This window comes from Cryobacterium sp. MP_M3, from assembly GCF_015752155.1.
Classification (GTDB): domain Bacteria; phylum Actinomycetota; class Actinomycetes; order Actinomycetales; family Microbacteriaceae; genus Cryobacterium.
Genome location: NZ_JADOVI010000012.1, coordinates 16807 through 35982, shown reverse-complemented (window position 1 = coordinate 35982; position 19176 = coordinate 16807). Strand labels below are relative to the sequence as shown.

At 67.7% G+C, this 19176-nt stretch carries 16 protein-coding genes; 12 read left to right on the top strand and 4 right to left on the bottom strand.

Annotated elements, in window-relative coordinates:
- Positions 1-56: 56 nt before the first annotated feature.
- From IWX89_RS13685 to IWX89_RS13665, 5 genes are all read left to right on the top strand, one after another.
- A complete protein-coding gene (locus IWX89_RS13685; protein WP_196904109.1) occupies positions 57-980 on the top strand; it encodes a proteasome assembly chaperone family protein in 924 nt (307 codons plus the stop codon).
- A 73-nt stretch (positions 981-1053) separates the two neighbouring features.
- On the top strand, positions 1054-2388 hold the full coding sequence (locus IWX89_RS13680) for a nitrate/nitrite transporter (RefSeq protein ID WP_196904108.1): 1335 nt from the start codon (positions 1054-1056) through the stop codon (positions 2386-2388).
- Between the two features lie 230 nt (positions 2389-2618).
- Positions 2619-3986, top strand: a complete 1368-nt coding sequence (locus tag IWX89_RS13675; RefSeq protein ID WP_231383300.1) for an RNA polymerase sigma factor — start codon at positions 2619-2621, stop codon at positions 3984-3986.
- A gap of 8 nt (positions 3987-3994) precedes the next feature.
- The gene (locus IWX89_RS13670; protein WP_196904106.1) at positions 3995-5263 is read left to right on the top strand and encodes a Mur ligase family protein; all 1269 of its coding nucleotides are present in this window, start codon (positions 3995-3997) and stop codon (positions 5261-5263) included.
- Entirely contained in the window at positions 5263-5994 is a 732-nt protein-coding gene (locus IWX89_RS13665) for a type 1 glutamine amidotransferase (RefSeq protein WP_196904105.1), read from the top strand. The genes IWX89_RS13670 and IWX89_RS13665 overlap by 1 nt, the downstream gene beginning before the upstream one ends.
- A gap of 168 nt (positions 5995-6162) precedes the next feature.
- Here IWX89_RS13665 and IWX89_RS13660 read toward each other — a convergent pair whose 3' ends face one another.
- Complete coding sequence (locus tag IWX89_RS13660; protein ID WP_231383299.1) at positions 6163-6414, bottom strand: hypothetical protein; 252 nt, start codon at positions 6412-6414, stop codon at positions 6163-6165.
- Between the two features lie 172 nt (positions 6415-6586).
- Here IWX89_RS13660 and IWX89_RS13655 point away from each other — a divergent pair, with 172 nt between their 5' ends.
- Positions 6587-8668, top strand: coding sequence for a type IIA DNA topoisomerase subunit B (locus tag IWX89_RS13655; protein ID WP_196904104.1), 2082 nt, complete (start codon positions 6587-6589; stop codon positions 8666-8668).
- Here IWX89_RS13655 and IWX89_RS13650 read toward each other — a convergent pair.
- A complete protein-coding gene (locus tag IWX89_RS13650; protein WP_196904103.1) occupies positions 8665-9405 on the bottom strand; it encodes an SDR family oxidoreductase in 741 nt (246 codons plus the stop codon). The genes IWX89_RS13655 and IWX89_RS13650 overlap by 4 nt on opposite strands.
- 79 nt (positions 9406-9484) lie before the next feature.
- Positions 9485-11971 carry a DNA topoisomerase (ATP-hydrolyzing) subunit A gene (locus IWX89_RS13645; protein WP_196904102.1) on the bottom strand — a complete coding sequence of 829 codons (2487 nt, stop codon included), beginning with the start codon at positions 11969-11971 and terminating at the stop codon, positions 9485-9487.
- A gap of 92 nt (positions 11972-12063) precedes the next feature.
- Between IWX89_RS13645 and IWX89_RS13640 the strand changes: the two genes are divergently transcribed.
- Positions 12064-13206, top strand: coding sequence for an alkaline phosphatase family protein (locus tag IWX89_RS13640; protein WP_196904101.1), 1143 nt, complete (start codon positions 12064-12066; stop codon positions 13204-13206).
- Between the two features lie 48 nt (positions 13207-13254).
- Here the strand turns inward: IWX89_RS13640 and IWX89_RS13635 are convergent, their stop codons facing one another.
- Positions 13255-13815 carry a DUF3043 domain-containing protein gene (locus IWX89_RS13635; RefSeq protein WP_196904169.1) on the bottom strand — a complete coding sequence of 187 codons (561 nt, stop codon included), beginning with the start codon at positions 13813-13815 and terminating at the stop codon, positions 13255-13257.
- Between the two features lie 73 nt (positions 13816-13888).
- Between IWX89_RS13635 and IWX89_RS13630 the strand changes: the two genes are divergently transcribed.
- From IWX89_RS13630 to IWX89_RS13610, 5 genes are all read left to right on the top strand, one after another.
- Complete coding sequence (locus tag IWX89_RS13630) at positions 13889-15319, top strand: dipeptidase (protein WP_196904100.1); 1431 nt, start codon at positions 13889-13891, stop codon at positions 15317-15319.
- 174 nt (positions 15320-15493) lie between these two features.
- A complete protein-coding gene (erpA, locus tag IWX89_RS13625) occupies positions 15494-15853 on the top strand; it encodes an iron-sulfur cluster insertion protein ErpA (protein WP_196904099.1) in 360 nt (119 codons plus the stop codon).
- A gap of 216 nt (positions 15854-16069) precedes the next feature.
- Positions 16070-16957 (top strand): cytochrome c oxidase subunit II, encoded by an 888-nt coding sequence (gene coxB, locus IWX89_RS13620; protein ID WP_196904098.1) that lies wholly within the window; start codon positions 16070-16072, stop codon positions 16955-16957.
- 3 nt (positions 16958-16960) lie between these two features.
- Entirely contained in the window at positions 16961-18706 is a 1746-nt protein-coding gene (gene ctaD, locus IWX89_RS13615; protein WP_196904097.1) for a cytochrome c oxidase subunit I, read from the top strand.
- Positions 18707-19129, top strand: coding sequence for a cytochrome c oxidase subunit 4 (locus tag IWX89_RS13610; RefSeq protein WP_196904096.1), 423 nt, complete (start codon positions 18707-18709; stop codon positions 19127-19129).
- The last annotated feature ends 47 nt before the right edge of the window (positions 19130-19176 follow it).

The window sequence follows — 19176 nt, the reverse complement described above, 5'->3', positions numbered from 1 at the left end:
ACGGCGCGGCGACCGATTCCTTCGACGCACGGAAAATGGCGTTTAGAGTTGACGGCATGCGCGATCCTGGTGACCTTTACGAGCTGACCGCGGACGCCGAGCGCGTCCCGGATGGCCTGCACCTGGTCGCGGGGCTGACCGGCTTCGCGGATGCCGGTGGCGCGGTCTCGCAATTCACCGAGTACCTGCGCAACACCCTCGACCATTCGGTGATCGCCGCATTCGACGCCGATGTCCTCCTCGACTACCGGGCGCGCCGCCCGATCATCTACTTCGACCAGGACCACCTCACCGACTACCAGCCGGCCACCCTCCGGCTGTACCTGGCCCGGGACGAGATCGGGCAGCAGTTCCTGCTCCTGGCGGGCTTCGAGCCCGATTTCCGTTGGGACCAGTTCACGGCCGCGGTGCTCGAACTGGTGCGGCGGTTCAAGGTGTCCTCGACCACCTGGGTGCACGCGATCCCGATGCCTGTGCCGCACACCAGACCGATCGGCGTCACCGTGAGCGGCAACCGTTCGGACCTGATCGAGAGCATGTCGGTCTGGAGGCCGCACACCCAGGTGCCGGCCAATGCCCTCCACCTGGTCGAGTTCCGGCTGCAGGAGAGCGGGGCATCCGTTGTCGGCTTCGTCCTGCTGGTGCCGCACTACCTTGCGGACACGGAGTTCCCGGCCACGGCCCTCTCCGCCCTGGAGAGCACGAGCGCCGCGACCGGCCTCATCTTCCCGTCGGACCAGCTCAGGGAACAGAACCGCGATTTCGTGGGGCGCATCGACGAGCAGGTGCACGACAACCCCGAACTCGCGAAACTCGTCGGCACCCTCGAAGAGCGCTATGACGCGTACATGGAGGGAAGCACCCTGCGGTCGCCGCTGACCGACGAGGCAGGCGAGCTCCCCAGTGCGGACGAGATCGCGGCCGAGCTGGAAAACTTCCTCGCCACCCGCCGCAGCCGGGACGAGGGCCCACCCGCCTGAGCGGCGCCCGCCTGAGGGGCGACCACCGGAGCGCCTGACCGTGCGGGAGCGCCGCGCGAGTAAGTTAGGGGCAATGAACTCGCGTCGCTCCTGGTTGATCTTCTCCATCGGGTCGTTCGCGTACCTGTCCGCCGTGCTGCAACGTTCCTCGCTGGGCGTCGCCGGGGTCGCCGCCACGGAACGCTTCGGCGGCTCGGCCGCTGTGCTCTCCAGCCTCGCGGTCGTTCAGCTTGTCGTCTACGCCGCCGCCCAGGTGCCGGTGGGCGTGCTGATCGACCGGTACGGGCCCCGCGTGCTCGTCATCTCCGGCACCGCGCTGATGGTCGGCGGGCAGCTCACCCTGGCTTTCGCGCCGACGATCGGCGTCGCCGTGGTCGGCCGCATCCTCGTCGGGGCCGGGGACGCGACGATCTTCATTTCCATGATCCGGCTGATCGGCTCCTGGTTCACCGGCCGGAGCGTGCCGCAGCTCTCCCAGTGGCTGGGCAATATCGGCCAGCTGGGTCAGGTCATGTCCGCGGTGCCCCTGGCCTGGGTGCTGCACACCTGGGGCTGGACGGCCGCGTTCGTGTCAGCGGCATCCGTGGCTCTCGTCGCGCTCGTCGTGGTGATCATTGTCGTGCAGGACCGGCCGGCCGGCGTCCTGGTGGAGGATCGTCCGGCCAGCTGGGCTGCCGCGCTCGCCCTGCTTAAGCACAGTTTCAAACGGCCGGGAACCCAACTGGGATTCTGGTCCCACTATGTGACCCAGTCGTCGGGAACCGTTTTCAGCCTCCTCTGGGGCTTCCCGTTCATGGTCTACGGCCTCGGCTACGACCCGTCCCTCGCGGCCGGGATGCTGATGGTCCTGGTCGGAGCCGGCGTGATCGCCGGACCGATCCTCGGAATCCTCACGGCACGCTACCCGCTGCGGCGCAGCAACATCGTTCTGGCCGTGGTGTCGCTGATGGGCGCGGCGTGGGCGCTCGTCCTGCTCTGGCCGACGACGCCCCCTATGTGGCTGGTGATCGTGTTGCTGGTCGCCCTGGGCATCGGCGGTCCGGGTTCCCTGATCGGTTTCGATTTCGCACGCACCTTCAATCCGCAGCGAAGCCACGGCTCCGCCAACGGGGTCGTCAATGTGGGCGGGTTCACTGCGAGCTTCGTGATGGTGTACCTGGTCGGCCTGCTCCTTGACCTTCAGGACGGGTGGCGCGTCGCCGCCGGCGCAGCAAGCGACCTGTACTCGCTCGACTCGTTCCGGGTGGCGTTCTCCGTGCAGTACCTGGTCGTCGGGCTGGGGGTGGTCTTCCTGCTGCGAGCCAGGGCGCGCACGCGCCGGCAGCTTTCCAACGACGAGGGGATCGAAGTCGCCCCGATCTGGGTGGCGGCGGCCCGCGCGTGGCGCCGGCGGCGGCGGCCGGAATAGGACGCGCCTGGCTTGCCTCATACACAAAGCATGCAATAATTGTCAATAGGGCCCGTTCTGGTCCTGGGAGTATCGACAATCTTGTCGCTGCGATTAGCCCGGGACTTGACATGGGTCCTAGTACTGCCCAAAATCCACACTGCCCAGGTGTTGGAACGGCCAGCTCCACTTCGGCCGTTTCGACCCGGCAGCGCCGCCGGCGACAGCGCCACGGCATGAGAGGTGTTCGAATGGCAACCCGCACAAAATCCGAGCCAAGCGAAGAGACCACCGCGACCGCGCCCGCCGTGGCAGAGGCTGATGCCGCCGCGGCAAAGGCGCCCGCCAAGGCGCCCGCCAAAGCGACCGCCGCGAAGGCACCGGCAGCCAAGGCCGCCGCCGTGAAGAAGCCGCTCACCAAGGCCGCCGCCGCGAAGGCCGCCGCAGCCCTGGCCGCGAAGGACGCCGGCGAAGAGAAGCCCGCTCCGCGCAAGCGCGCCGCCGCCAAGACCAAGGCTGCCGCGGGGTCCGATGACCACGATGAGCACCCTGCCGGCGAAGACGCTGATTCCGACGACGACGACACGGACGAAGAGGGCAAGAAGCGCGCCGCCGCGGCCGAGCCGCTCCCCAGCGGAGCGCTCGTACTGTCCCTCGTCGACGACGACGACGAAGTCCCCGTCTACTCCAGCGCCATCACCGGTGCCACCGCCGACCCGGTCAAGGACTACCTGAAGCAGATCGGAAAGGTCGCACTGCTGAACGCGGCCGAAGAGGTCGAGCTGGCGATGCGCATCGAAGCCGGCCTGTTCGCCGAAGACAAGATGGCCGTGATGACCGAGGCCGAGAAGAAGAGCGCCCTCGGGCGTGAGCTCCAGTGGGTTGCCAAGGACGGCGCCCGGGCGAAGAGCCATCTTCTCGGAGCCAACCTCCGCCTCGTCGTCTCCCTCGCCAAGCGTTACACGGGCCGCGGGATGCAGTTCCTCGACCTCATCCAGGAGGGAAACCTGGGCCTGATCCGTGCCGTCGAGAAGTTCGACTACACCAAGGGCTTCAAGTTCTCCACCTACGCCACCTGGTGGATCCGCCAGGCGATCACCCGCGCGATGGCCGACCAGGCCCGTACCATCCGCATCCCGGTGCACATGGTCGAGGTCATCAACAAGCTGGCCCGCGTGCAGCGGCAGATGCTGCAGGACCTGGGCCGCGAGCCCACGCCCGAGGAGCTGAGCCGTGAACTCGACATGACGCCCGAGAAGGTCGTCGAGGTGCAGAAGTACGGTCGCGAGCCGATCTCGTTGCACACCCCGCTCGGCGAGGACGGTGACAGCGAATTCGGTGACCTCATCGAAGACACCGAAGCGGTCGTACCGGCGGACGCCGTCGGATTCACGATGCTGCAGAAGCAGCTCGAAAGCCTCCTCGACTCGCTCTCCGAGCGGGAAGCCGGCGTGATCCGGATGCGCTTCGGCCTCGGCGACGGGATGCCGAAGACGCTCGACCAGATCGGCGACACGTTCGGGGTGACGCGCGAGCGCATCCGTCAGATCGAGTCGAAGACCATGGCGAAACTGCGCCACCCCTCACGGTCGCAGTCCCTACGCGACTACCTCGAATAGGCGGCCGCGTGCGCTACGCACCGGCGATCCTCGTCGGCAGGGTTGTTCGCGTCCTGGCGAGATGGCGGAAGCCGGGTGGGGGATCAGCGGTCCCCGGTCTCGTCGTCAATACCATCGCGCCGGGATTCCTGGCCCGCACTTTGAACGGCTTCCCGGGCGGACTGGTCATCGTGACCGGCTCGAGCGGCAAGTCCACCACCACGAAGATGCTGGTTGCCGCTCTCCGGGCGCACGGGCTGGGCGTGTTCACGAACGAGTCGACGGCCAACATCAGCCAGGGGCTCACCTCGGCGCTGCTCGAGCAGGCCAGCCTGGCCGGCCGGATCAGCGGCGACGTGGCCGTGCTGGAAATGGATGAGGGGCACGGCGCCCTGATCTCAGGGTCGCTGAAGCCCCGGGTCGTCGCGCTGACGAACGTGATGGTCGACCAGATCGATCGCTTCCACGATTCCGAGATGGTCGCGGCCATGCTCGGCAAAATCGCGTCCCGAGCCACCGGAACCGTCGTCGTGAATGCCGACGACCAGCACCTGGTGGACCTGGCATCGCGACTCGAGGGAACCGTGGGCGTGTCCCGCTACGGCGTGTCCGCGGATGTCCTCGCGGCGAACCCGCGCGGACTCGGCTACAGCGTGACGGCCGGCCACCGCCTCTCCCCGTTGGAGGGAATGCTCCTCACCACGGTCGACGGCCGCGACGCCACCGTGCTGGTGAACGGAGCCAGCTACGACATGGGCCTGCCCGCCCGCGGCACCCACTATGCCGTCGACGCGCTGACCGCCCTCAGCACCGCCCAGGCGGTCCTCGGCGAGCGTTTCGACCCTGCCGTAGCGGTCGCCGCCATCTCGGCGATCCCGCCGGTGTTCGGCCGGGGCGAGATCGTCACGGTGCGCGGCCGGAAGGTCGAATTCGTGCTCGTGCAGAACCCCGCGAGCTTCCAGCTCAACGTTGACAGCCTCGCGGCCGGAACCGACCAGATCCTGATCGCGATCGGTTCGGATGTCCGTGACCCATCCTACTTCTGGCCGGTCGACACGTCCGGGCTTGGCCTGGTTCTCTTCGCCTCCGGCTCGAAGGCGCAGGAAATCGCCCTGCAGCTTGCCTACGACGACGTCACCATTGAGCGCATCGAGCCTGACCTCGGCCGCGCCCTCGACGAATTCCTCGCGCTCCCTGACCCGCGGATCGGACTGAAAACCATCATCTTCTCGGCCGACTCCATGCGCCGCACCCGCGCCCACCTCGGGCTCGTCTCCAACAAGGCAGGGCGGGAGTAATGCGCGCGCTCAGCATCGTCTCCGTACTGCCCGAACTTCTCGGCACGAACGGCGACGCCGCGAACGCCCGGGTGCTCGCCCAACGCGCCCGCTGGGCCGGCTTCGACGCCGACGTCATCCCGGTGCGCACGGCCGCCGACCTGCCGGAGCAGATCGACCTCGTCGTGATCGGATCCGGGTCCGACACCGACCTGACCGGCGTGCGCGACATCCTCGCCACAATGACCGAGCAGCTCCGCGCCTGGTGCACGGAGGGAATCCCCATCCTCGCCGTCGGCACCGGGTGGGAACTGCTTAGCTGGGGGATCGAACTCGGTGACGGTACCGTCGTCGAGGGCCTCGGAATCGTCACGGGCCGCGCGGTTCCCCGTCCCGAACGAGTCACCGATGACCTCATCGTCGACTCCCGTTTCGGCCGGCTGGTCGGCTTCGAGAACCACGCCCGCGACTACGTCGGCGCCGAGGCGTCACCGCTCGGCCGGGTCCGATCCGGAACGGGCAACGGCGCCGGCACCGGCGCCGAGGGCCTCGTCATGGGAAACCTCGTCTGCACCCACCTGCACGGACCGGTGCTGGCCCGGAACCCCGCCCTCGCCGACCACCTGCTCAGCACGGCCCTGGCGCGAGCCGGCGCAGTGTACCTTCCGGGGGCACGAGCCATCGCAGTCGACGAGACAGCGAAAGCCGGGCGCAATCAACTTGCCGTGGCGCTGGGTCTCACTGCGGAGTAGCCTCCGACGGGATGTCCGGCAACAGAGTTGTCCGGCACAGACGGGTTTTCCGGCACTGACGGGTTTTCCGGCACTGACGGGTGCCGCTGCCGGCGGGCCCGCGGACACAGAAACGGCGCGGACCGACCGAAGTCGTCCGCGCCGCTGACAGCGGGAAGTCGAATATGACTAGGAGCGCTGGTCCTCGAGGAGTCGGCTGGACTCGTCGTGCCAGCTCTCGGCGATCGCCGCGAGCTTCTCCTGGTGCTTGCGGCCGTGGTGGGCGCAGAACATCAGTTCGCTGTTGTTGACGACGACTCGGATGTAGGCCTGGGCGCCACACGCATCGCAGCGGTCGGCCGCGGTGAGCTGGTGAGGGGCGCTCTGCCCGTCGACGGAACTTTGGTCGATGGCACCATTTCCGGTTGCGATCTGGGACATGTTTTCCTCCTCCAGACTGATACCAAGTGATACCAATTTAACCTGTGCTCCATGTAAACACGGTCCGCCCCGGTTTTCGACTCCGTTTGGTTGCATTTCGCTCACCGCGTAGACGATGTGGGCAGGGTGTTGCTGGGGAGCCGGGCGCTTCCGGTCGGTATTCTTGACAGTTGTGAGCTCTTCAGACTATTCCGCACGCCACCTGTCGGTCCTCGAGGGGCTCGAGGCGGTTCGCAAGCGCCCCGGCATGTACATCGGTTCAACCGACTCGCGCGGTCTGATGCACTGCCTCTGGGAGATCATCGACAACTCGGTCGACGAAGCGCTCGGCGGATTCGGTTCCCGGATCGACATCATCCTGCACTCGGACGAGAGCGTCGAGGTCAGGGACACCGCCCGCGGCGTTCCGGTGGATATCGAGCCCAAGACAGGCCTGACCGGGGTGGAGGTGGTCTTCACCAAGCTGCACGCCGGCGGCAAGTTCGGCAGCGGATCGTATGCGGCCTCCGGCGGCCTGCACGGCGTGGGGGCATCCGTGGTGAACGCCCTGTCGGAGCGCCTCGACGTTGAGGTCGACCGTGACGGCAAGACCTGGGCGATGTCGTTCCACCGCGGCGAACCCGGGATCTTCGCGGACACGGGGGAGAAGAGCCCCGACGCGCCCTTCACACCGTTTGAGAAGCAGAGCGAACTCCGCGTGATCGGCAAGGTCAAGCGCGGGGTCACCGGAACCCGGGTGCGCTACTGGGCGGACCGGCAGATCTTCACCAGGGGGGCGGCCTTCCAGACTGAGGAGCTCCTCGACCGGGCCAGGCAGACCGCGTTCCTCGTTCCCGGCCTCGCCATCGACATCGACGACCAGCGCGGCGCCGAACCCGTACGCGAGTCATTCCAGTTCGAGGGCGGCATCTCCGAGTTCGTCGACCACCTCGCAACCGACACCCCCATCACCGACACCTGGCGGCTGTCCGGCAACGGCAGCTTCACCGAAACCGTCCCCGTGTTGACCGACAAGGGCGCCATGGTGCCGACCGAACTGACCCGGGACTGCGCCGTCGATATCGCCCTGCGCTGGGGCACAGGCTACGACACCGTCGTCCGCAGCTTCGTGAACATCATCGCCACGCCCAAGGGCGGCACCCACCAGGCCGGCTTCGACGCCGGGCTGCTGAAATTCCTGCGATCCCAGGTGGAGTTGAACGCCCGCCGCCTCAAGATGGGCTCCGACAAGCTGGAGAAGGACGACGTGATGGCCGGCCTGACCGCCGTGCTGACCGTGCGGCTTCCCGAACCGCAGTTCGAAGGACAGACCAAGGAGGTCCTGGGCACACCGGCCGTGCGCGCCATCGTCGCCAACGTCGTCGCCCAGGCCATGAACGAACGCTTCGTATCCACGAAGCGTGACGACAAGACCCAGGCGGCGGTCGTGCTGGACAAGATCGTCGCCGAGATGAAATCCCGCATTTCCGCCCGTGCCCACAAGGAAACCCAGCGGCGAAAGAACGCGCTCGAGAGCTCGTCGCTGCCGGCGAAGCTGGTCGACTGCCGCAGCAACGACGTGACCACGAGCGAGCTGTTCATCGTCGAAGGTGACTCGGCGCTCGGCACCGCGAAGCTCGCCAGGGACAGCGAGCACCAGGCCCTCCTGCCGATCCGGGGCAAGATCCTCAACGTGCAGAAGGCCTCGGTGTCCGACATGCTCTCCAACCTGGAATGCGCGTCGATCATCCAGGTCATCGGCGCCGGCTCCGGGCGCAGCTTCGATCTGTCCGCAGCGCGGTACGGCAAGGTCATCATCATGAGCGACGCGGATGTTGACGGCGCCCACATCCGCACCCTCCTGCTGACCCTCTTCTTCCGGTATATGAGGCCGATGATCACCGAGGGCCGTGTCTTCGCGGCGGTGCCGCCGCTGCACCGGGTGGTCGTGATGAACCCGGGCAGCAAGCCGAATGAGACCATCTACACCTATTCGGAGCCTGAACTGCACGGTGTGCTCGCCGGGTTGAAGAAGAGCGGCAAGCGCTACCAGGACCCGATCCAGCGCTACAAGGGGCTCGGCGAGATGGATGCCGACCAGCTCGCCACCACGACCATGGAACGCGCGCACCGCACCCTCCGCCGGGTCAGGGTGTCCGACGCGGAGATGGCAGGGAAGGTATTCGAACTCCTGATGGGCAACGACGTCGCCCCCCGCAAGGAATTCATCATCGACAGCTCGGACAAGCTCAGCCGCGACCGGATCGACGTCTAAGCATCGGTACCCGCGCCCTCCGCGAACGGCCTCACCGCGGGAACCGAGAAGGCCGTGCTCGGCAGGTCGGCCTCGTCGGCCATGATCGCGGCGACGATGCGCCGGGCGACCAGGTCGGGTGCGTGCCCGGCGGGCAGCCGTGGCGCCGCTCCGGCGATCGGATGCGCGGACAGCCCGGTCTCGGTGTGGCCCGGCCGGGCGTCGACAATGCGGATGCCGCTCCGGCGCAGCTCCCGGCCGGCGGCCTTGTCGAAGGCCGCAAGAGCTGCCTTCGATGCGGAGTACGCCGCCAGGTTGGCGGTCGGGCTTTCGCTCACGACCCCGCTCAGCGTCACCAGGAAGGGACTTCGCCCCGCCGCTGCCGACTCGGTCAGGGCCGCGTGCGCGGCCCGCAGCAACCGGATCGGGGCGAGCGTGTTCACGGCGAACAGCCGTTCCAGCGTCGCGTCGGTCACCTCGGTCGCCGCTCCGAAGGCGACGACGCCGGCGGCGTTCACGATGCCGTCGAGGCGGCCTGCGACGGCGACCGCGGCGGCGACCAGGTCGGCGATGTCGGCCGGCACGGCGAGGTCGGCGGTGATGATCGTCCCGGGAAGGTCAAGGGCCTCGAGGCTGCCTCGGTCCCGTCCGCTGAGGATCAGTCGCGCGCCCTGGTCCGCGAGGCGCCGGGCGATGTCACGACCGAGGCCCCCTGAGGCGCCGACGACGAGGATGGATGCGTCACGAAGCTGGGTCATGTCGCCACCCTAGCCGAGCTTTCTGCCCGGACGGCCCACCCGGGCCGGCCTCCGCGGGAGGCAGCAGGTGCCGTGTCGGTCAGCCGTTCTGCGTGCCGATCTGGGCTCCGATCGAACCGACCACGGCGTCCAGCATCGTGCCGGAGGCGTCGCGGCGCGAACCGGATTCGGGGAGCGAACGAGGCGACCCGTCCGGGCCGACGGCGCGGGCCGGCATCGGCCCGACCCAGGCGACGGACACGGTGTCCTCGCCCTTGAGGAAGCGGTGCGATCGCACGCCCCCGGTGGCGCGGCCCTTCGCCGGGTACTCGGCGAAGTCGGAGACCTTGGCGCTGCCGGGATCCGTTCCGGCGAGCGTCTGGCTGCCGGTGGCGATCGTGGCGACCACGGCGGACTCGGCCGCCTCCGGCGGCAGGCTGGTGAAACAGACCACCTGGGTGCCGGGGGCGAGCTTGATCCCGGCCATCCCGCCGGCCGTGCGCCCTTGCGGGCGCACCGAGCCCGCCTGGAAACGCAGAAGCTGGGAGTCGGAGGCGATGAAGACGAGCTCGTCGGCCTCGGAACCCTGTGCGGCGCCGACGACGACATCCTTCGGTTTCAACGCGATGATCTCGAAGTCGGGCCGGTTCGCCCAATCACCCGACGTCACCCGTTTCACGACGCCGGAGCGCGTGCCGAGCGCGATGGCCCGGTCGGAGTCGAGGGAGACAAGGGCCAGCACCTTTTCCTCCCTGTTCGGCACGGCAAGGTAGTCCCCGATGCGCACGCCCGCCGCCAGCTGGATCGAGGTGGGCGGCATCACGGGCAGGTCGACGGGGGAGAAGCGGATGAGGCGGCCCAGGCTGGTCACGGCGCCGACCTCGGTGCGGCTGGTGGTGTCCAGGCTGGACAGGATCGCGTCGTGCTTGCTGCGGCGCTGTGCCGGGACGATGCGCTCGTTCAACGGTTCGTCGGCCGAGGGAAGGTCGACCCGGGCGATCCGGCCGGTCGTGCTGAGGTAGAGCCGGGTCGGGGTGTCGGTGACTTCGAGGATCGCGGCCGTGCGTTTCGCGGCGGCCCCGGCGATGCTCGGCCGGGCCTCGGTGAGCACGGTCCGCCGGGGGGTGCCGAATCGTTCGGCCACGGTGGCGAGCTCGTCGGACACGAGGGTGCGGATGGCCTGCTTGCTGCCGAGCAACTTCTCGAGGGCGGCGATCTCCGCGAGCAGCTGGTCGCGTTCCGTCTCCAGCTCGATCCGGGAGAACCGGGTCAGCCGGCGCAGCCGGAGCTCGAGGATGTACTCGGCCTGGATCTGGCTCAGGTCGAACACGTCGATCAGGCGGGTGCGGGCCTGTTCGCTGTCGTCGCTGGCGCGGATCACCTGGATGACCTCGTCGATGTCGAGGATGGCCACGAGCAGACCCTCGACGAGGTGCAGGCGTTCCTTGCGGCGGGCCAGCCGGTACGCCGACCGCCGGGTGACGACCTCGATCCGGTGGCCGACGTAGACCATCAGCAGTTCGCGCAGGCCCAGGGTCTGCGGTCCGCCGTCGACGAGGGCGACGGCGTTGATGTTGAACGAGTCCTCGAGCGGGGTGACCCGGTAGAGCTGCTCGAGCACGGCCTCCGGGCTGAACCCGGTCTTGATGCCGATGACGAGGCGGAGTCCCTTGGTGCGGTCGGTGAGGTCGGTGACGTCGGAGATGCCGCTGAGCTTCTTCGAATTCACCCCGTCCTTGATCTTCTCGATGACCCGCTCCGGGCCGACGAGGTAGGGCAGCTCAGTGACGACCAGCCCCGCCTTGCGGGCGGTGATCGCCTCGACGGAGACGCGTGCCCGGGTCTTGAAGCTGCCGCGGCCGGTGGCGTAGGCATCCTTGATCCCGGCCAGGCCGACGATGGTGCCTCCGGTGGGCAGGTCGGGACCGGGCACGAACTCCATCAGGTCCTCGAGGGTGGCGTCCGGGTGCGCCAGGAGGTGCCGGGCCGCGCCGACCACCTCGATCAGGTTGTGCGGCGCCATGTTCGTCGCCATCCCGACGGCGATGCCGCTCGCGCCGTTGACCAGCAGGTTCGGGTACGCGGCCGGCAGCACGTCGGGCTGGGTGAGCTGGTTGTCGTAGTTGGGCACGAAGTCCACGACGTCCTCGTCGAGGTTCTCCGTCATGGCGAGGGCCGGGGCGGCCAGGCGCGCCTCGGTGTAGCGGGGCGCGGCCGGGCCGTCGTCGAGAGAACCGAAGTTGCCGTGCCCGTCGATCAGGGGCACCCGCAGGGTGAACGCCTGGGCCATCCGAACCAGGGCGTCGTAGATCGCCGTGTCTCCGTGCGGGTGCAGCTTGCCCATCACTTCGCCGACGACCCGCGCGCTCTTGACGTGCCCGCGGTCCGGACGAAGTCCCATTTCGCTCATCTGGTAGAGGATGCGGCGCTGCACCGGCTTGAGCCCGTCCCGGGCGTCGGGGAGCGCCCGGGAGTAGATCACCGAGTACGCGTACTCGAGGAAGGACCCCTGCATCTCCGTCGACACGTCGACGTCTTCGATGCGCTCGGTGAAATCGGCGGGCGGCGTGCTGTTTGAACGGCTCATTCGTGAATTCTGTTGAGGCGTGCTGGCTCGGGGCAGGCACTTTCGGGTGGGCGCTGGAACGTGCGGCCTGGGTCTATGTCAGAATTGGCCGGATGCCCCCCATGCTACCGGCCCGCCAATTCAGTGCCCTGCGGCTTGCCGACGTTCTGACAAGTTCCCTGTCCGCGATCCTCGACCGCCCCAATGCCCTCGGCCTTGGCTCGGCCGGCCGGACCGTCGTGGTGCTGGCCGACGGGCTCGGTGTCGGCCAGCTCAGAGCGCGCGCCGGGCACGCGCGCTTCCTCTGCTCCCATCTCACGAAGGCAGGCGTGCTCGACGGCGTCTTCCCGGCCACGACGGCCGCGGGAATCGCCACCCTCACAACCGGCGTCGAGCCGGGTCGGCACGGCCTGGTCGGCTACCGGGTGCGCGACGCGGCCAGGGACCGGGTCGTGAACCAGCTGACCGGCTGGGACGACGCAATGGATCCGGCGCTGTGGCAACGGGAACGCACGGTCTTCGAGCGCGCCGCCGACGACGGGGTGCCCAGTTTCGCGATCGGGCCCAAGCGCTACACCGCGTCCGGTTTCACCCTGGCCGTGCTCCGGGGAGCGCGCTACGTGCCCGCGGAGACCCTGGCAGACCGGTTCGCGGCCGCCCGCGCCCTGCTCGACTCCGAGCCGAGGGCGCTCGTCTACCTGTACATCCCCGAACTGGACATGGCCGCGCACGCGCACGGCTGGGAGTCCGCCCGGTGGCTGGCCGAACTGGAGGCCCTCGACGCCGCGATGGCGAGGTTCGCCGCCGGCCTCAGACGGGACGAGGGGTTGCTGCTCACCGCCGATCACGGCGTCATCGACGTCCCGGCGACCCGGCATGTGCTTTTCGACACCGTTCCCGAGCTCGTCGGGGGAGTGCGCCACATCGGCGGAGACCCTCGGTGCGTTCAGCTCTACCTGGAACCGGAGCGCGCCGAGGGGGCGCCGGCCCTGGCCGAATCCTGGCGAGAGACCGAGGGGGACCGTGCCTGGGTGTTCACCCGAGCCGAGGCCGTCGAGGCCGGGCTGTTCGGCGAGGTTGCGCCAGAGGTGCTTCCGAGGATCGGAGACGTCATCGTCGCCGCCCGCAAGCTGGTCGCGTACTACGACTCACGCGAACCGAACCAGTCGGCTCGCAAGATGATCGGCCAGCACGGATCGCTGACCGACGAGGAACTCCGGGTCCCGTTGATCCGGTTCGGCGCGCATTCGGCCTGAGGCCGGCACCTGCCGGACCGGGTGTGAGCCCGACCCGGCACGCAAAAGTCAGGCGGGGTACTGGCCGCGCTTGACCTGCGGCTTGGGCAGGCGCATCGGACGGAGCTGCAGCGCGCGCATCGCCGCGTACCAGCGCACCCGTTCGGCCTTGGCCTCGCCGAACTTCGCCTTCACCTTGCGGGTGAGCGTGAAACCCAGGATGACGCAGTCGACCACGGCGACGAGGAAGAAGGCCCACAGCGCCAGGATGCCGTAGGTCTGCACCATCGGGTCGGGGAAGAACGTCAGTAGGATGACCAGGAACATCACCGGGATCATGAATTCGCCGATGTTGAAGCGGGCGTCGACGTAGTCGCGGACGAACCGTTTCTGAGGCCCGCGTTCGCGCTGCGGAAGGAACTTGTCGTCGCCGGCGGCCATGCCGACACGGGCGCGGTCCCTGGCCTCGGCCGCCTTGCCTCTCGCCTGCTTGGCCGCGAGCTTGCGGTCGTCGGGCACCAGCGGGCGCTTGTTCAGCGCCTCCTGCTGCTTGCGGCTGGGCGTCGCTTGCCCCTTGCCGGACGGGTGACCGGCCGCGAGGCGGGCTTTCGTCTCATCCACGGTCTCCATGGGGGGTTGTGCGTCTGGGTTCACAGGCTTAGCCACATCAGTTCCTTGCAATTGGTTGGCTTAAGATTACCCGATGAGCGATATTCCAGAAACAGAACCGAATTCGTCGACAACGGCCGTGGACGGCATCCTGGCGGCCGTGGAGCGGGGCCTGCCGTCGACGATCGCGGACCTCTGCGCGCTCGTCCGGGTCCCGTCGGTGTCGTGGGATGCCTTCGATCGTGGCCAGGTGGCCCGCAGCGCCGAGATGGTGGCGGAACTCGCGCGGGGCCTGGGCGTGTTCGACACCGTCGAGGTGAAGCAGGCCGGCATCCCGGGCGGCTCGGAACTGGGCCAGCCGGCGGTTCTCGCCACCCGGGCTGCCCGGAACGGCCGGCCGACGGTGCTGCTCTATGCGCACCACGATGTACAGCCTCCCGGCAACGACGGGGACTGGGAAACGCTTCCCTTCGAACCGACCGTGCGCGGAGATCGTCTGTACGGGCGCGGAGCAGCCGACGACAAGGCGGGTGTGATGGCGCACATCGCATCGATCCGCGCCCTCGTCGAAGCGGAAGGACCCGACTTCGACCTCGGCCTCGCGCTCTTCATCGAAGGGGAGGAAGAGTTCGGCAGCCGGTCCTTCGCCACCTTCCTGGAGGAGAACCGGGAGGCGCTGCGCGCCGACGCCATCGTGGTCGCCGACTCGAACAACTGGGACATCGACACTCCGGCGCTGACAATCGCGTTGCGCGGCAACGTCACATTCAGGCTCACCGTCCGCACCCTCGACCACGCGTCGCACTCCGGCATGTTCGGCGGAGCCGTCCCCGACGCGATGATGGCCACGGTCCGCCTTCTGGGCAGCCTGTACGCCGCCGACGGATCGGTGGCGGTCGCAGGGTTGACCAGCCACGACACGGCCACCCCCGACTACTCCGAGGACCAGCTCCGCCAGGAGACCGGGCTGGCCGCGGGAGTGAGCCCGATCGGCCACGGTTCCGTGCTCAGCCGGATCTGGTCGCAGCCGGCGATCACGATCACCGGCATCGACGCGCCGACCGTCGCCAACGCCTCCAACACCCTGTCGCCCGTGATCTCGGTTCGCCTGAGCACCCGGATCGCCCCCGGCCAGCCCGCAGCGGATGCCTTCGCCGCCCTCGAGACGCACCTGCGCGAAAACGCCCCGTTCGGCGCGCAGATCGACATCGACGACGTCGACACGGGGGAGGCCTTCCTCGTCGACACGAGCGGCTGGGCCGTCACCGAGACCCGGCTCGCCATGGAGGAGGCCTGGGGGCGCGCGCCGGTCGACATCGGCGTCGGCGGCTCGATCCCGTTCATCGCGGACCTCGTGCGGGTCTTCCCCGAAGCCCAAATCCTGGTCACCGGCGTCGAGGACCCCGATTCACGCGCGCACAGCCCCAATGAGTCACTCCACCTCGGAGTGTTCAAACGCGCGGTCCTCGGCGAGGCCTTCCTCCTCGGCCGGCTCAACCGGAGGGTCCAGCCGGAGGCATCCTGACCGGCCCGGCCAAGTCGACGTCCGGATCGGGAATTCCGAGGGTGCTTTCACCGTTTCCCTCGGTAGAATCGCGGTGGCAACCCGTGCGTGCCGGCCGAGGCCGGCCGCGCGGCCCCACCGATTGACAGCAGCGACGTGACGGGACCGTACCGGCGCGAGAGTAAGAGGAGCAGCATGACCGACACCATCGCCCAGACCGGCACCGCAGCCCACGGCGTGGGCCTCAGCGCTACCGCCGCCCAGAAAGTCCGCAGCCTGCTCGCCCAGGAAGGCCGTGAAGACCTGCGGCTGCGCGTCGCCGTGCAGCCCGGAGGCTGTTCCGGCCTGATCTACCAGCTCTACTTCGACGAGCGCGTGCTCGAGGGTGACGCTCTCGTCGACTTCGACGGGGTCGAGGTCGTCGTCGACAAGATGAGCGTGCCGTATCTCGACGGAGCGTCCATCGACTTCGAGGACACCATCCAGAAGCAGGGGTTCACGATCGACAATCCGAACGCCGGCGGAAGCTGCGCCTGCGGAGACTCCTTCAGCTGATCGCTGCGGCCGAGTGCCGCCCCTGTCCGAACACACCAGGCACCGGGCGTGTCGCGGTTCGGCAGGGGTTGGCACCCGCAAATACTGTGACTGGGGGCGAATTCGTTATCCGCCCGGCCGCGTTGGTGCACATCCGGAGCCGTCTCTCGCAGTAGGCTGTGAAACGAGAAATGCACTTCCAGTGAAGTGTCGTCGAGTCTTCCCGAAAGGTTACTGGTGCGCAAAAACCATCGTTTCCGATGGGCTGCTATTCCGATTGCAGCGTCGTTGGCCATTGTTCTGGCGGGGTGCACGCAGGCCCAGCTTCACGGCTTCCTCCCCGGCTTCGAAGAGGGTCAGCCGGCGGTGACCAACCAGACCGACCGCATCGGCGGGCTGTGGACGACGTCCTGGCTCGTGTTGCTCGTGGTCGGCCTGATCACGTGGGGTCTCACGATCTGGACCGTCGTCGTCTACCGCCGTCGCAAGGGCCAGACCGGCCTGCCCGTCCAGCTCCGTTACAACATGCCGATCGAGATCTTCTACACGGTCGTGCCCCTCATCCTCGTGCTGGGCTTCTTCGCCTTCACGGCGCGTGACCAGGCCGCGATCGAGGCGCGCTTCGAGTCGCCCGACGTGAAGATCGAGGTCATCGGCAAGCAGTGGGCCTGGGACTTCAACTACGTCAACGAAGACGTCTACTCCGCCGGCATCCAGGGCCAGCCCGACCTCAACGGGCCGAAGGGCTCGCTGGTCGAGTCCGAGCTCCCCACCCTCGTGCTCCCCGTCGGCAAGAAGATCGAGCTCGCGCTCGAGTCCCGCGACGTCATCCACTCCTTCTGGGTCATCGACTTCCTCTACAAGAAGGACATGATCCCCGACAAGACCAACTACATGTCGGTCATCCCCGAACGCATTGGCACATACAAGGGCAAGTGCGCCGAACTGTGCGGCGAGTACCACTCCCTGATGCTGTTCCAGGTCAAGGTAGTCTCCGAGTCCGACTACGAGGCATACATCCAATCGCTGCGGGTCGCCGGCAACGAAGGCCAGCTCGACAACGGCTACAAGCGCAATCAAAATCTTCCGGGCACGACCGCCCCGACGGTTCAGGAGGGTAACTAGGCCATGAGTACCACCACTGCTCCCACCGCCCCCACCGCCCCCGCCGCACCCGCCGCACCCCGGCGCGTGTCCGGCGTCGACCGCAAGGGCAACGTCCTGGTGAGGTGGATCACCTCCACCGACCACAAGGTCATCGGGTACATGTACCTGATCACCTCCTTCGTCTACTTCTGCCTCGCCGGCGTGATGGCGCTCGTGATCAGGGCCCAGCTGTTCGAGCCCGGCCTGCAGGTCGTGCAGACGAAAGAGCAGTACAACCAGCTCTTCACCATGCACGGCACGATCATGCTGCTGATGTTCGCGACGCCCTTGTTCTTCGGATTCGCGAACTCGCTGATGCCCCTCCAGATCGGCGCGCCCGACGTGGCGTTCCCGCGGCTGAACGCCTTCTCCTTCTGGGCGTTCTTCTTCGGCAGCCTGATCGCGGTCGGCGGGTTCCTGACCCCGCAGGGAGCGGCATCCTTCGGCTGGTTCGCCTATCAACCTCTGGCGAGCACGACCTTCTCGCCCGGCGTCGGCGGCAACCTGTGGATGGTGGGCCTGGGGCTCTCCGGCTTCGGTACCATCCTCGGCGCGGTGAACTTCATCACCACCATCATCACCATGCGCGCGCCCGGCATGACCATGTTCCGGATGCCGATCTTCACCTGGAACACCATGGTCACCTCCATCCTCGTGCTGATGGCGTTCCCGGTTCTCGCTGCCGCGCTTCTCGCCGCCGCCTCCGACCGGATCTTCCTCTCGCACATCTACGATCCGGCCAACGGCGGCGCCATTCTCTGGCAGCACCTGTTCTGGTTCTTCGGCCACCCCGAGGTGTACATCATCGCGCTGCCGTTCTTCGGAATTGTGTCCGAGGTGTTCCCGGTCTTCAGCCGTAAGCCGATCTTCGGCTACAAGACCCTGATCTACGCGACCATCTCCATTGCGGCGCTGTCCGTCGCGGTGTGGGCGCACCACATGTACGTCACCGGTTCCGTTCTGCTGCCGTTCTTCTCCCTGATGACCATGCTCATCGCGGTGCCGACCGGCGTGAAGATCTTCAACTGGATCGGAACCATGTGGCGCGGTTCGCTGACCTTCGAGACTCCGATGCTGTGGGCCCTCGGGTTCCTGGTCACGTTCACCTTCGGTGGCCTGACCGGTGTAATCCTGGCGTCGCCGCCGCTGGACTTCCATGTCTCCGACACCTACTTCGTCGTGGCGCACTTCCACTACGTGATCTTCGGCACCGTCGTGTTCGCCATGTTCAGCGGGTTCTACTTCTGGTGGCCCAAGTGGACCGGCAAGATGCTCAACGAGAGCCTGGGCAAGTGGCACTTCTGGCTCCTGTTCATCGGCTTCCACACCACGTTCCTCGTGCAGCACTGGCTCGGAGTCGTCGGGATGCCCCGTCGGTACGCGTCGTACTCGCCGGAGGATGGCTTCACCTGGATGAACCAGCTGTCGACGATCGGCGCGATGATCCTCGCCGTGTCGATGATCCCGTTCTTCCTGAACGTGTACATCACGGCACGCAAGGCTCCGCTGGTCACCGTGAACGATCCGTGGGGTTTCGGCGCCTCCCTCGAGTGGGCGACGTCCTGCCCGCCGCCGCGGCACAACTTCACCTCGATCCCGCGGATCCGCTCCGAGCGTCCCGCTTTCGACCTGAACCACCCCGAGGTGGCCATGGCCGTCGGCATCGGCCCCGGCAAGGACGCTCCGGATGCCCCCACGTACGACGCTGCTTCGAACAAGGTGAAATAAATGAGAGCCAACGTCAACCTGCTCTGGATCCTCGCAGGCTTCTTCACCGTCGTCACCACCGCGTACGTCGTGTGGGGTCTGCTGGACCCCAAGCAGCACAGCGTCGAGTGGGCCGGCACCTTCGCCCTCGGACTCTGCGCCGTGTTCGTCAGCTTCGTAGCGTTCTACCTCAATCGGGTGCACGGCGCCCAGGGCGGGGAACTGCCTGAAGACCGCCTGGACTCCAACATCGACGACGGCGACCCCGAGGTCGGGTTCTTCAGCCCGTGGAGCTGGTGGCCGATCCTGCTCGCCGGCAGCGCCGCACTGTTGTTCCTCGGCCTGGCCGTTGGCGTGTGGATCTCCATCATCGCCCTCGGGCTGGGAGTCATCTGCCTCGTCGGCTGGGTCTACGAGTACTACCGGGGCATGTTCGCCCGCTAGAACGCACTACACGGCCGTTCACGGCCATCCGCTATGGCGTCCGCGAC